This window comes from Bacillus sp. AFS041924 (assembly GCF_002577195.1).
GTDB lineage: Bacteria > Bacillota > Bacilli > Bacillales > Bacillaceae_G > Gottfriedia.
The window spans coordinates 12,756-25,926 of record NZ_NULG01000056.1 but is presented as its reverse complement, the minus strand read 5'-3'; the positions used below and the strand labels follow the sequence as shown (position 1 = coordinate 25,926).

The following is a 13,171-nucleotide window of genomic DNA, read 5'->3' as shown; positions in this document are numbered from 1 at the left end:
ATGCAAGTAAGTGAGGAGGCGCTTTACAAGTATGAAAGCAACAGGTATTGTCCGTCGAATTGACGATTTAGGTCGAGTAGTAATACCAAAAGAAATTAGGAGAACTTTGCGGATTCGCGAAGGTGATCCATTAGAAATATTTGTGGACAGAGATGGAGAAGTCATTTTAAAGAAATACTCACCAATTAGTGAATTAAGTGATTTCGCGAAGGAATACGCTGATGCACTATACGACACACTTGGACATACAGTCATTATAAGCGACCGTGATTCAGTTGTAGCAGTTGCAGGAGCATCCAAAAAGGAATACTTAAACAAAAATATCGGTGATATTATCGAAAAAACCATGGCAGACCGTAACTCAAAAGTAGTTGGTGAGCCTGGAGAAGCTTCATTTATCGAAAGTGTAATTGAAAAATATCAATCCTATTCAGTAGGAGCAATTATTGCAAGTGGGGATCCAATTGGAGCTGTCGTAATCTTTTCAAAAGATAAAACAATTTCTGAAGTTGAAAAGAAAGCAATAGACACTGCTACTAACTTCTTAGCTAGACAAATGGAGCAATAATCATATATTGATTTGGCAAGGGCCAGTTGAGGGGAATTTCTACCTTAGCTGGTCTTTGCTTTTTAGTTTTTTCTTTTCAATTTTCCCTCTATTATCCCACTTAAAACGAAACCATTAGTTACCAAATTTGGAAATAAGGGGTATTTTCTTTTGGCAACTCTTTACATAAGCCCTAATAATGTAATACATTAAAGGGTGAACCCTCTAACAAAGGAGTTGTTATCCTTTTGCAAAAAGCTAAGCAAAAAGCGGCCCTACAAGGGGCTTTATTCATAACAATAGCATCCTTATTATCAAAAGTATTAAGTGCATTTTATAAAATTCCTTATCAAAATATTGCAGGCGATTTAGGTTACTATATTTACCAGCAGGTCTATCCTGTCTATGCAATTGCTTTAGCTTTTTCTACATATGGCTTTCCATTAGTTTTATCATCGTATGTGGCTGAAAGATTGGCGAAAAAAGATGATAAAGGAGCTAGAGATTTAGTTTACGCAACATTTATGATGTTGTTAGTCATTGGTATATTATGTTTCTTTACTTTATACGTAGGAAGTAATAGTATAGCGAAGTTTATGCGTGATGATCACCTAGCGATGCTAATTCGCGTTGTTAGTGTTGGATTTTTATTTGTTCCAATTACTTCAGCGTTTCGAGGTTATTATCAAGGGTTAGGTGATATGGGACCTACATCGGTCAGCCAGGTGATTGAACAGTTAATTCGAGTGATTACAATCTTAGTATTGTCACTTTATTTAATGCAAACGACGGACAATCTTTATATTGTAGGTGCTGGGGCTGTTTCAGGTTCAATACTGGGTAGTATAGCAGCGATACTGTACTTCTTTTATTGGGTTTCTTTCCGCGGCTCTGGTTTAACGATACCATCATTTGGTTTAATTAAAACCTATCGTACTGAATTAAAAACAATTTTATATCAAGGTATCTTACTAAGCTTAAGTAGTTTAGTGCTAGTATTCATTCAGTTTATTGATTCACTTTCTTTTTACCCATTATTAGTTCAGTATGGTTATCATGTTGAAGGAGCTAAACTAGTAAAGGGGATTTATGACCGTGGATTTCCACTAATTCAATTAGGTTCTGTTATTGCTTCATCCTTTTCACTTGCTTTAATCCCGTATTTATCTAGCGAATTGGTTCGTAAAGAACATCATTCGATTAACACGAGAATTTCTGGTGCCATTAGAGTAAGTATTGTAGCAGGAGCAGCAGCAACAATTGGTCTAATATCAATCATCCACCCTACGAATATAATGCTTTACCGAAATGATTTAGGAACGGATGTCCTAACTATTTTATGTATTTCGATCTTCTTTGCGGGAGTATCGGTTACGACGTCTTCAATCGCACAAGGGCTAGGGAAAAGCTTAATCCCAGCATTAAATGTAATTGCTGGAGGATGTGTTAAATTCATTGGTAACGTGATTTTAATGGAGCAAATTGGATCTAAGGGAGCAGCTTATTCTACAGTGATTGCTCTAGTCATCGTTACGATTTTTAATTTAGCCTATATTTATAAATTGTCAAAAGTAACATTTTTTGACATCAAATTTATTGTGAAATTATTAGTTGCACTGGCGATTATGTATGGTAGTGTATATGGTTACGAATTTGTTTTTGAAAAATATGCAATGTTTATTAACCCACTTCGTTTAAGAATGTTAGTTGAGGCGTTATCCTCAGCGGTTATAGGAGCAATCGTCTTTGCGATTGTTTTAATTAAAATAAAGTTATTTACAGTAGAAGAGCTAAGCTCAATCGTTAAAAGTAAAAAATTACAAAAATGGCTCTCTTAAAAGAACAGGAGGAGCAAAATGAACAGGATTACAGTTTTAGGTTTAGGAGCAGGTGATCTGAATCAACTTCCGTTTGGAATTTATAAAGTTTTACAAAAAACTGACAATCTTTATTTACGTACAAAAGACCACCCTGTTATTAATGAGTTAGAAAAAGAAGGATTAACTTTTCAATCCTTTGATGAAATTTATGAAAAACACGATCGCTTTGAAGATGTATATCAAGAAATTGTTCAATTATTAGTGGATGCATCTAGGAAAGAATCAATTACATACGCTGTGCCAGGACATCCTCTAGTGGCAGAAAAGACTGTTCAGTTATTAATAGAACTTGCAGATAAAGGAGATATCCAGCTAGAAATTAAAGGCGGACAAAGCTTTTTAGATGCAATGTTTACTAGTTTGAAAATTGATCCAATTGAAGGTTTTCAGTTTGTTGATGCTACGGATTTAGAGTCGGAATATATTACGTTTAGACAGCATTTGATCATATGCCAGGTTTACGATCAAATGACTGCTTCACATGCAAAATTAAAGCTGATGGAACAACTTCCAGATGATTATGAAGTTGTTATTGTTACTGCAGCTGGTAGCTCAGATGAGCAAATAAGAAGAGTACCTTTATTTGAATTGGATCGTGATACATCTATAAATAATTTAACTAGTGTATACGTACCGCCAGTTCAAAAAGAAGAGGATTTATACCATCAATTCGAGACACTGCGCTCTGTCATTGCTACTTTAAGAGGGCCTGATGGATGTCCGTGGGACCAAAAGCAAACTCATGAATCTTTAAAGAAATATTTATTGGAAGAAGCCTACGAGCTTCTTGAAGCGATCGATGAAGAAGATGATGATCATATAATCGAAGAACTCGGTGATGTATTACTTCAAGTAATGTTACATGCTCAAATTGGAGAAGATGAGGGTTACTTCTCAATTCAAGATGTAATTCAAGGGTTAGTAAGCAAACTAATTTATCGTCATCCGCATGTATTTTCAACTGTTCATGTAGATGGTGAAGAGGATGTATTAAAAAATTGGCAGGAGTTAAAACAAGCTGAAAAAGGAAATGTAATTGAATCTGTTCTTTCAGGCATACCGAAGGATCTTTCAGGTTTATTAAAAGCTGAGAAACTACAGAGTAAAGCAGCGAAAGTTGGATTTGATTGGAAAGATCTACCACCAGTAGTAGACAAAGTTAAGGAAGAACTAACTGAAGTTCTTGATGCTGTTCAATCAAAGGACCAGTCAAAAATTGAAGCTGAACTAGGAGATTTATTATTCAGTATTGTTAATTTAGCACGTTTTATTAAGGTAAACCCTGAAGAAGCGATTTTAAAAACAAATATGAAATTTACAAAACGTTTTCAATATATTGAATCAAGACTTAGTGAAATGAATAAGACATTTTCGGATGTTTCATTAGAAGAGATGGACGAAATCTGGAACGAAGCTAAAAAATTCGAATAATCTCTAATTGAAAAGAATTGAGGAGAATAATATATGAGACTTGATAAATTTTTAAAAGTATCGAGAATTATTAAACGTCGCACACTTGCCAAAGAAGTGGCTGATCAAGGAAGAATCACGATTAATGGAACAGTCGCAAAAGCATCTACAGAAGTCAAAGTAAATGATGAATTAAAAATTCGTTTCGGACAGAAAATTGTAACAGCAAAAATTAATTTACTTAAAGAAACTGTTCGAAAAGAAGAAGCGGATGCAATGTATACGATTATAAGTGAGGAAAAACTGTCTGATAGCTTGTTCTAAAAAAGTTGTCCCTTCATATACTTGTACAAATAACACTGTATTAAGAATTCATTAGCAAAAAATACAGTTTATGTAAATGGAGGGACTAGTATGAATAATCCGTATGAGTTAAATGCGAAAAATACAAGTCAAATAGTCGAGCAAGATTTATCGCTAAAAAGTAGAAGGTATCTTGAAATTACTGGGGTAAAACAGGTTGAGAGCTTTGATAGTGAAGAGTTCTTGTTAGAAACCACTTTAGGCTTTTTGCATATTAAAGGTCATAATTTACAAATGAAAAACCTCGATGTTGAAAAAGGTCATGTAGCAATAAAGGGAAAAATCAATGAACTTTGTTATATTGACGAATATCAATCAGGGAAAGCTAAAGGGATCTTTAGCAAGCTATTTAAATGAGCTTAAACGTTCAGTTCTACTCAATGATAGCGATGGTCGGTATGGGTGCTTATCTTGGTATGGCACTAGATACATACCATCGTTTTTTATATCGAGGTACTCGTAATCGAATGATTGTATTTGCTACGGATATATTGTTTTGGGTCTTTCAGGCGCTATTAGTCTTTTATGTTTTATATTTAGTCAACGAAGGTGCGCTAAGGTTTTATTTACTATTAGCTTTACTATGCGGCTATGCGGCATACCAAAGTTTATTACGATCTATTTATAAAAAGCTTTTAGAATTTATTATTCAACTAGTAATTAGAATCTACCGTATTATAGTGAAGTTAATTGTCATCTTTGTCATCAAACCAATAAAGTGGATTATTCAGCTAATAATCGTCATACTTTTGTTTGTTTATGGACTTATTATTCGACTAATCCGTTTACTTTACAACGTTGTACTATCAATTCTTTTGTTTTTCGGCAGAGTATGTTGGTTTTTTGTGCCAAAACGAGTCAAAAACTATTTAATGCAATTTAAAGGAGTTTTCGGAAAATTCAAGAATATCTTCCTTACTACTATTAAAAAAGTAAAGGATCTTTTAGATAGGAGGAAGAGATAGGTGGAACATGCGAGAAAGCTGGATTTAACGAGGCAAGTTCAAGATAAACAACATAATATTACTATAGTTGAAGAACAAGGTGTTAAGCCTAGGAGAAGGAGTTTTAAAAAGTTTTTAGTGCGCATTTCATTATTCTGCTTTTTAACTGTCCCCCTATTCTTTTTATTACAATCCTATAATGCAACACAACAACATGTTTATTCTTCTAAAGTAAAGCAATTAAAGCTAGAAAAGATCGATTTAAAGAAAACTAAAAGTAAAGTAGTTGATTCAAAGCGAATGATTGACCAATTGAACGATGATCAATATATTATTGAACTTGCTAGGAAAAACTTATTTTTTTCTAAAAAAGGAGAAATAATTTTCCCAAATATTAAGTAATTATCGTTTCATTGACACTTGTTTTTATAATTTTATATAATATAGTAAATCCAGTTAAACATTTTAAGGAGGAGCATTTTTTTTATGTCAATTGAGGTAGGCAGCAAAGTTAGTGGGAAAGTTACAGGTATTACAAATTTTGGTGCTTTTGTAGAGTTACCAGAAGGAGTAACTGGACTTGTTCACATTAGTGAAGTAGCTGACAACTATGTTAAAGATATTAACGAACATTTAAAAGTTGGCGATGAAGTCGAAGTAAAAGTAATCAATGTTGAGAAAGACGGTAAAATCGGCCTTTCGATTAAAAAAGCGAAAGAACGTCCACAGGTTAAAGAGGGAGAACGTGAGCAAAGACCTCGTACTAGCAGACCTTCTTATGGAGGAAACAATGGTGGGAACCGTGGTAGAAACCAAAACCGTTCAGAACAACGCCCAGTAAAAGAAACTTTTGATCAAAAAATGAGTAAATTTTTAAAAGACAGTGAAGATCGTCTAGCTTCTTTAAAACGCAACACAGAATCTAAGCGTGGTGGCCGTGGAGCTCGTCGAGGTTAATTTACTACCTTGTAGGGACATAAATGCTTATATAGAACACGCACTCTAATCGAGTGCGTTTTTGTATGAAAAAAACTTTAAAATAATAGTTAAAAAACTATTGACGGTCAATTAGTACCATGATAAGATAAATCTTGTCGTTTGAAGACAATGGCGGTGTAGCTCAGCTGGCTAGAGCGTACGGTTCATACCCGTGAGGTCGTGGGTTCGACTCCCTCCGCCGCTACCATTCCCTTTAACGGCCCGTTGGTCAAGCGGTTAAGACACCGCCCTTTCACGGCGGTAACACGGGTTCGAGTCCCGTACGGGTCATACAACAAAAACGTCTGGTCTCTATAAGAGAGGCTAGGCGTTTTTTATTTATTTATTTATATATTACCTCGATTTTTAATGCCTATAATAGCTATTATCTTTTCAAGGATTTTTTCTCCTATTTTCTAGCATTTTCTTGATGAAGTTTTTTATGACCTAAATCTCTCCTTTTATTCTGAATTTCGATTGACATAAAATTTAATAATTGCGTTTCTTTTACCCTATTAGAGAAATTATGCTGCAAGCTTTTCTCATATTTTGTAAAACAGTTGTACGTAAATGCTTTTTCCGTCGAAGAAAACTCTTAATCGACTTTGTCATTTTGACATATTCTTTCAAGTAGACAAGTTAAAATATGGTCAATAAACCAAATCGGATGAGGTGGAAATATGACGAAACTGCAAAGAGGGTCTTCTAATTCTTCAGCAAGCTTGGTCCCTACTAATGGATTTCAATCAGTATTTCGGCAATCTTCTAAATCAATTAAGTCTAAGTTAGAGAGGGCATTCTTTGACTGGGGGCTACTTATCTTTTTAACGGGATTTTTATTAGGACGCGCGTTGATACTATCACATATTCTCCCGTTTGTATTACCTTTTTTTGCCTCAGTGTATATGATGAAACGCGAACGTACTGGTATAGCATTTGTTGCCCTTATGATCGGTTCATTAACCGTATCAATTGAAACGGTTAGTTATGCATTTGCCACAGTTATTCTATTTTTTATCCTCAATATTTTCTTTGCTAGAGTTAAACGACACTATATAGGTTTAGTACCTTTTCAAGTTTTTTTATCAGTTTTTATTAGTCATCTATTAATTGCATATGCTTTCCAACAAGAAGTTCTAATGTACGATGTTTTAATGGCTTCAGTTGAAGCGGGATTGAGTTTTATTTTAACGATGATCTTTTTCCAAAGTGTACCTCTACTAGCTGTTCCTAAAAGAAAGCAACTTTTAGGTGTCGAGGAGATTGTCTGTTTAGTTATTTTATTAGCTTCAGTTGTGACGGGGACAACTGACTGGTATATTCAAGACTTATCAATCCAGCATATCGTTACTAGATACATTGTCTTACTATTTGCCTTCGTAGCGGGGGGGACGGTTGGTTGTACTGTAGGGGTTGTAACGGGGCTTATTTTAAGTCTAGCAAGTGTTTCGAGCTTATATCAAATGAGCTTATTAGCATTTTCAGGATTGCTTGGGGGCCTACTTAAGGAAGGTAAAAGATTAGGTGCAGCTGCAGGTCTTCTAATTGGGACATGCCTAATAAGCTTTTATGCAGAGAAACAGTCTGATATTATCTTTTCTATTATTGAATCCGTTATTGCGATCGTCCTATTCTTAATAACACCATCATTCCTATTAAAACAATTAGCCAAACTCGTGCCTGGAACAGAAGAACATTCTACAGACCAACAGCAATACTTGCGAAAAATAAGGGATTTGACGGCTAATCGTATTACTCAATTCTCAAATGTGTTTGAAGCATTATCTGCGAGTTTTTCTCAACCTAGCCAATTTGCACAAATAGAAGACGAGTTAACTGACGAAGAGCTATTCATTTGTAGTATTTCAAATAAATGCTGTAACAGTTGTATGAAAAAGGACCATTGCTGGTCAAACAATGGTGACCGAACGTACCAGTACATGGAGAATATGATGCATTTAGTTGAAAAGGATCAGCTGATTAAGAATGGTCAATTTATGAGAGAGTGGGAAAAATATTGCCAACGTTCTTCAAAAATGGCGGACTTAATGAAGCAAGAGGTATTCTACTTCCGTGCTAATCAAAGACTGAAAAAACAAGTTCAAGAAAGTAGAAGATTGGTGGCAGAGCAATTACGTGGAGTCTCAAAAGTGATGGTTGACTTTGCAAAAGAAATTCAAAGAGAAAAGGAAAATCATCAATTGCAAGAGGATCAAATCCTTCAGGCTTTATTAAACTTTGGAATTGATGTTAGCCAAGTTGAAATTTATAATTTAGAGCAAGGAAATATTGATATAGATATATTAATTCCTTTTGAAAATGAGTATGGTGAATGTCAAAAATTGATAGCACCAATTCTATCAGATATTTTAAAGGAGACGATTGTCGTATTAAAAGAAGAGCCAGCAACCATTCCAAATGGAGGTAATTACTTAGTTACATTTGGATCAGATAAGGCTTTTGTAATTGAAACCGGGGTTGCGACTGCGGCTAAAGGTGGAGGATTTATCTCCGGTGATGCCTATAAAATAATGGATGTTGGGGCAGGAAAGCATGCGATTGCAATTAGTGATGGAATGGGAAATGGTGAACGAGCCCATATTGAAAGTAATGAAACATTAAAACTACTACAAAAGATACTGAATTCAGGTATTGAAGAAACAGTCGCAATTAAATCGATCAATTCGATTCTATCATTACGTACTACTGAAGAGGTGTTCGCTACTTTAGATTTAGCAATGGTAGATTTACATGACGCTTCAGCGAAATTCTTAAAAATTGGATCTTCCCCAAGCTTTGTTAAACGAGGAAAACAAGTTATTAAAATAGAGGGTAGTAATTTACCAATTGGAATTATTGATGAATTTGATGTAGAGGTTGTTAGTGAACAGTTAAAGGCTGGAGATTTATTAATTATGATGAGTGACGGGATTTTTGAAGGTCCTAAACATGTCGAAAACTATGAAATGTGGATGAAGCGTAAAATAAGTGAACTTGAAACGGAAGATCCACAATCAGTAGCAGAATTGTTACTAGAGGAAGTGATTCGTTCGAATACAGGCGATATTAATGATGATATGACGGTTGTGGTTGCCGTTGTAAAACGGAACTTACCGGAGTGGTCATCTATCTCTTCATATAGTGCGATGGCCTAGTAAAATTAAATAAATAAAGGTTTATCCCCTCCCGTAATTGGACAAAATGGTAACAACTTTTACGCGGAGGGGATTAAGTATGTATAAGGGAAATTTAAAGCAAATCTTATTAATTACAGATGGTTATTCAAATCATGGTGAAGATCCACTAGCTGTTTCAAGCCTGGCGCAAGAATATGGTATTACCGTAAATGTAATTGGAATTTTAGATGAAAATGTACAAAATGGTGACGGATTAAAGGAAATTGAAGAGATCGCAAAAGCAGGTGGCGGGATTAGTCAAGTCGTGTACACGAAACAACTCTCTCAAACTGTCCAAATGGTTACTAGAAAAGCGATGACCCAAACAATTCAAGGATTTGTAAATAAAGAATTAAAACAAATTTTAGGCTCCAGTAATTCAATTGAATCACTTCCTCCTTCAAAGCGAGAAGAGGTATATGAGGTTGTTGAGGATATTGGCGAAACTGTAGGCTTAGAAGTTATTATTTTAGTAGATACGAGTGCAAGTATGAAAGATAAACTCGAAACTGTTAAAGAGTCATTATTTGATTTGCAAATTAGTTTAAACTCTAGAACAGGAGAAAATGCCTACTCATTATTTATATTTCCCGGGAAACATGATGATGTTGATAAATTACTAGATTGGACTCCTAAGTTAGAAAAACTAAACACAATCTTTCCTAAGTTAACGATGGGTGGTATGACACCAACTGGGCCTGCGTTACGTGAAGCATTAGACTATTTTAACGAACAAAAATATGATAGAGGTAATCATGGTGATGATGAACAATCAATTGAATGGGCAGATTAATCTAGCACCAGGGACTCTTATTACTGGAAAGTGGAATAAAAATCAATACGAAATTAAGAGTTTACTTGGAAACGGAGCGAATGGAACAGTTTATCTTGCCTCCGGAAAAAATGGAGATGTCGCTCTTAAGTTGAGTAAGGATTCTACTAATATTACAAATGAAGTAAATGTTTTAAAAAAAATCACCCAGGTCCAGGATACTTTCCTTGGGCCTTCTTTTATCGATGTAGACGATTATATAAATCCAGGCACAAAAGAGTGTTGCTATTACTATGTAATGGATTATGTAAATGGTGTAAGTCTACCAAAATTTATCGAGAGAAATGGAATTGAATGGAGTAGTATTTTTATCATTCAATTATTGTCGTTATTAGATAAATTGCACCATAAAGGCTTTATTTTTGGAGATTTAAAAACAGATAATCTACTAGTCACGAAAGAACCAAACAAAATCCAGTGGATCGATTTTGGGGGAGTAACCCAAATTGGTCGAGCGGTTAAAGAGTTCACAGAATTCTTTGATCGCGGTTACTGGGGATTAGGCACTAGAAAAGCAGAAATTTCCTATGATTTATTTGCTATTACAATGATTTTTATCCACTTGCATTGTAAAAAGCAGTTTTTAAAAAACGGTCAAGGAATTAAGCAAATTGAACAAGTAATAGACCAGACGCAATCCCTCAAACCATACAAAGATTTTCTGATGAAGGGGTTGAAGGGTGAATATGTAAGTGCAAACGCGATGAAGCAGGCTTTGTTAATGTACGAACAAAAAATAAATGCTACAAAAAAGAAGAATAAAAAGGCTCAAACAACGGCAACACAAAACAATTCTACTAATCAAACAAGGCAATCAAAAAATCAAAATCGGTCTGCCAATCAAGCTAGACATACAAGTGGTCAAAATCAAATGCAAAACCAAGCAAATCAGACTAGAGCGGGAAGCAACGTGAAGGTAAAGCAAAAGAAAAAAAGAATACATTGGTTCGAAACATCTACCATTCTTTTACTAATGGGTTTGGCTTATGCATTATATTTTTATTATCAGCTTTAAATCATAGTACTCCAAGTGTGGGAATGTTAACATAAAGATATGAATTTTACTTTCATTTAGGAGTATTGGTAAATGGTAATTAATCAATTAAAAGATTTTATAAAACAAAATAATATTATTCGTAACAGTGTAGTGGTCATCGGGGTATCTGGCGGTCCAGACTCAATGGCATTAGCTCATTCTTTTCTATCAATTAGAGAGGACTACGGTTTCTCTATTGTAATTGCACATGTGGATCATATGTTTAGAGGTCAGGAATCTCTGGATGACTTAGAATATGTTAAGAATTGGTGCCGGATGAATAACATTCAGTTTGAAGGAAAGAGCATAAATGTTAATCAGTATATCGAAGAAACGGGGTTAAGTAGCCAATTAGCTGCTAGGGAATGTCGTTATCGTTTTTTTGACGAAATGATGAGAAAATATCAAGCAAATTATTTAGCGTTAGGTCATCATGGGGAAGATCAAGTTGAAACCATTTTAATGCGCTTAGTAAGAGGTAGCTCATCGATCGGTTACGCCGGCATAAGAGAAAAAAGGCCTTATAGTACTGGTGAAATTATTCGTCCATTTTTGGACCTAAGAAAACAAGACTTAACTACATATTGCCAAAAACAAGGTATAGTTCCTCGAAAAGATCCAAGTAATGATAAAGATGTTTACACTAGAAATCGATTTAGACATCATATTCTACCTTTTATATTTGAAGAAAATCCAACTGCACAGAAGCGATTCCAACAGTTTAGTAGACAGCAATTAGAAGATGAACTATATTTAATGGAATTAACTGAAGAAAAATTGAATACAGTTATAAAAAATAAACAAAAACAAGCAGTCACGATTGATGTGAAACAGTTTTTAAATGTGCCTATATCTTTACAAAGAAGATGTATTCAACTAATATTAGAATATGTCTACCTATATCTACCTGAAGGCTTGACACAAGGGCATCTTAATTCAATTCTGACTTTATTACATAACGAAAAAACCACGTGGGAACAGCATTTACCTGAAGGGCTTTTTGTTACACGCTCATATAATGAATGCACATTTACATTCGAACAATTGAATGTGAAGTATTATACTATTTCTATAAACGAGCCAGGTGTATATGAACTACCAAATGGTTTTTCGATAAAAGTTGAATTAAACAATCAATGTCTTGAACCAAAAAACGACATGTTTATTTGTTCTGTCAAGGATGTTTCTTTTCCACTCATAGTTAGGAATCGAAAGAATGGTGATCGAATGTCATTAAAGGGTATGAATGGGTCAAAAAAGTTAAAAGATATATTTATTGATGAAAAAATGAAACAATCATTACGTGATGAATGGCCAATAATTACGGATAGTCAAAATAATATATTATGGGTACCTTTCGTAAAAAAATCTGCATTTGAAAGAAATTTTTCGACAGATGAGTCACTCATTGCAATACAGGTGGTTTCTAAGAGTTTCTAGGAGGAAAAGATGAAACAAGACATTCAACAAGTATTAGTAAGTGAAGAGGCAATTCAACAAAAAGTAGTAGAATTAGGTGCAGTACTAACAGAAGAGTATAAAGACCGCTTTCCACTAGTAGTGGGTGTTTTAAAAGGAGCTCTTCCGTTTATGTCTGATCTTATCAAGCATATTGATACATATATCGAAATTGATTTTATGGATGTTTCTAGTTATGGACATAGCACAGTTTCTTCTGGTGAAGTTAAAATTGTGAAAGATTTAAATACTTCTGTAGAAGGAAGAGATGTCATCATTCTAGAAGATATTATTGATAGTGGTCTAACTTTAAACTATTTAGTTGAACTATTTAAACATCGAAAAGCTAATACAGTTAAAATCGTTACTTTATTAGATAAACCAAGTGGACGTAAAGCGAATATCGAGGCTGATTTAGTTGGCTTCGAAGTACCAGATGCATTCGTAGTTGGATATGGTTTAGATTATATTGAACGTTATCGAAACTTGCCATATGTTGGCGTTTTAAAGCCTGAAGTATACACGAAATAAGTCAAGTTTTATTCGT

The 13,171-nt window shown here is 34.4% G+C and carries 13 protein-coding genes and 2 tRNA genes; all 15 read left to right on the top strand.

The features are described from left to right. The first annotated feature begins 31 nt into the window (after positions 1-31). The 15 genes from spoVT (at position 32) to hpt (ending at position 13,155) form a co-directional block, all read left to right on the top strand. A complete protein-coding gene (gene spoVT / locus COC46_RS15000; RefSeq protein WP_098810514.1) occupies positions 32-568 on the top strand; it encodes a stage V sporulation protein T in 537 nt (178 codons plus the stop codon). A 227-nt stretch (positions 569-795) separates the two neighbouring features. Continuing rightward, positions 796-2,385: a putative polysaccharide biosynthesis protein gene (locus tag COC46_RS14995; RefSeq protein ID WP_098810513.1), complete on the top strand. Its 1,590-nt coding sequence runs from the start codon at positions 796-798 to the stop codon at positions 2,383-2,385. Positions 2,386-2,403: 18 nt separating this feature from the next. Beyond that, positions 2,404-3,858 (top strand): bifunctional methyltransferase/pyrophosphohydrolase YabN, encoded by a 1,455-nt coding sequence (yabN, locus tag COC46_RS14990; RefSeq protein WP_098810511.1) that lies wholly within the window; start codon positions 2,404-2,406, stop codon positions 3,856-3,858. A gap of 33 nt (positions 3,859-3,891) precedes the next feature. Further along, positions 3,892-4,161: an RNA-binding S4 domain-containing protein gene (locus COC46_RS14985; RefSeq protein ID WP_056474461.1), complete on the top strand. Its 270-nt coding sequence runs from the start codon at positions 3,892-3,894 to the stop codon at positions 4,159-4,161. 90 nt (positions 4,162-4,251) lie between these two features. Further along, a complete protein-coding gene (gene yabP / locus COC46_RS14980) occupies positions 4,252-4,557 on the top strand; it encodes a sporulation protein YabP (protein ID WP_098810510.1) in 306 nt (101 codons plus the stop codon). Beyond that, positions 4,554-5,165, top strand: coding sequence for a spore cortex biosynthesis protein YabQ (gene yabQ, locus COC46_RS14975; RefSeq protein ID WP_098810508.1), 612 nt, complete (start codon positions 4,554-4,556; stop codon positions 5,163-5,165). Before yabP ends, yabQ begins: the two co-directional genes overlap by 4 nt. Next, positions 5,166-5,546: an FtsB family cell division protein gene (locus COC46_RS14970; RefSeq protein ID WP_141550912.1), complete on the top strand. Its 381-nt coding sequence runs from the start codon at positions 5,166-5,168 to the stop codon at positions 5,544-5,546. An 84-nt stretch (positions 5,547-5,630) separates the two neighbouring features. Then, positions 5,631-6,101 carry a S1 domain-containing RNA-binding protein gene (locus COC46_RS14965; RefSeq protein ID WP_098810507.1) on the top strand — a complete coding sequence of 157 codons (471 nt, stop codon included), beginning with the start codon at positions 5,631-5,633 and terminating at the stop codon, positions 6,099-6,101. A gap of 152 nt (positions 6,102-6,253) precedes the next feature. Next, positions 6,254-6,330 (top strand) — tRNA-Met (locus tag COC46_RS14960). An 11-nt stretch (positions 6,331-6,341) separates the two neighbouring features. Continuing rightward, a tRNA-Glu gene (locus COC46_RS14955) sits at positions 6,342-6,413 on the top strand. 389 nt (positions 6,414-6,802) lie between these two features. Next, positions 6,803-9,277 carry a stage II sporulation protein E gene (spoIIE, locus tag COC46_RS14950; RefSeq protein ID WP_098810505.1) on the top strand — a complete coding sequence of 825 codons (2,475 nt, stop codon included), beginning with the start codon at positions 6,803-6,805 and terminating at the stop codon, positions 9,275-9,277. A gap of 79 nt (positions 9,278-9,356) precedes the next feature. After that, positions 9,357-10,091: a vWA domain-containing protein gene (locus COC46_RS14945; RefSeq protein WP_098810504.1), complete on the top strand. Its 735-nt coding sequence runs from the start codon at positions 9,357-9,359 to the stop codon at positions 10,089-10,091. Next, a complete protein-coding gene (locus COC46_RS14940; RefSeq protein WP_176545169.1) occupies positions 10,060-11,145 on the top strand; it encodes a protein kinase domain-containing protein in 1,086 nt (361 codons plus the stop codon). The genes COC46_RS14945 and COC46_RS14940 overlap by 32 nt, the downstream gene beginning before the upstream one ends. A 72-nt stretch (positions 11,146-11,217) precedes the next feature. Then, positions 11,218-12,606 (top strand): tRNA lysidine(34) synthetase TilS, encoded by a 1,389-nt coding sequence (gene tilS / locus COC46_RS14935; protein WP_098810501.1) that lies wholly within the window; start codon positions 11,218-11,220, stop codon positions 12,604-12,606. Between the two features lie 9 nt (positions 12,607-12,615). Further along, positions 12,616-13,155, top strand: a complete 540-nt coding sequence (hpt, locus tag COC46_RS14930) for a hypoxanthine phosphoribosyltransferase (protein WP_088014785.1) — start codon at positions 12,616-12,618, stop codon at positions 13,153-13,155. Positions 13,156-13,171: the final 16 nt, after the last annotated feature.

What these genes read in the sequence shown, in the direction of transcription:
- spoVT (WP_098810514.1), top strand. Translation starts at nt 32, where the DNA reads ATGAAAGCAACAGGTATTGTCCGTCGAATTGACGATTTAGGTCGAGTA.
- yabN (WP_098810511.1), top strand. Translation starts at nt 2,404, where the DNA reads ATGAACAGGATTACAGTTTTAGGTTTAGGAGCAGGTGATCTGAATCAA.
- COC46_RS14985 (WP_056474461.1), top strand. Translation starts at nt 3,892, where the DNA reads ATGAGACTTGATAAATTTTTAAAAGTATCGAGAATTATTAAACGTCGC.
- yabP (WP_098810510.1), top strand. Translation starts at nt 4,252, where the DNA reads ATGAATAATCCGTATGAGTTAAATGCGAAAAATACAAGTCAAATAGTC.
- yabQ (WP_098810508.1), top strand. Translation starts at nt 4,554, where the DNA reads ATGAGCTTAAACGTTCAGTTCTACTCAATGATAGCGATGGTCGGTATG.
- COC46_RS14965 (WP_098810507.1), top strand. Translation starts at nt 5,631, where the DNA reads ATGTCAATTGAGGTAGGCAGCAAAGTTAGTGGGAAAGTTACAGGTATT.
- spoIIE (WP_098810505.1), top strand. Translation starts at nt 6,803, where the DNA reads ATGACGAAACTGCAAAGAGGGTCTTCTAATTCTTCAGCAAGCTTGGTC.
- COC46_RS14945 (WP_098810504.1), top strand. Translation starts at nt 9,357, where the DNA reads ATGTATAAGGGAAATTTAAAGCAAATCTTATTAATTACAGATGGTTAT.
- COC46_RS14940 (WP_176545169.1), top strand. Translation starts at nt 10,060, where the DNA reads ATGATGAACAATCAATTGAATGGGCAGATTAATCTAGCACCAGGGACT.
- tilS (WP_098810501.1), top strand. Translation starts at nt 11,218, where the DNA reads ATGGTAATTAATCAATTAAAAGATTTTATAAAACAAAATAATATTATT.
- hpt (WP_088014785.1), top strand. Translation starts at nt 12,616, where the DNA reads ATGAAACAAGACATTCAACAAGTATTAGTAAGTGAAGAGGCAATTCAA.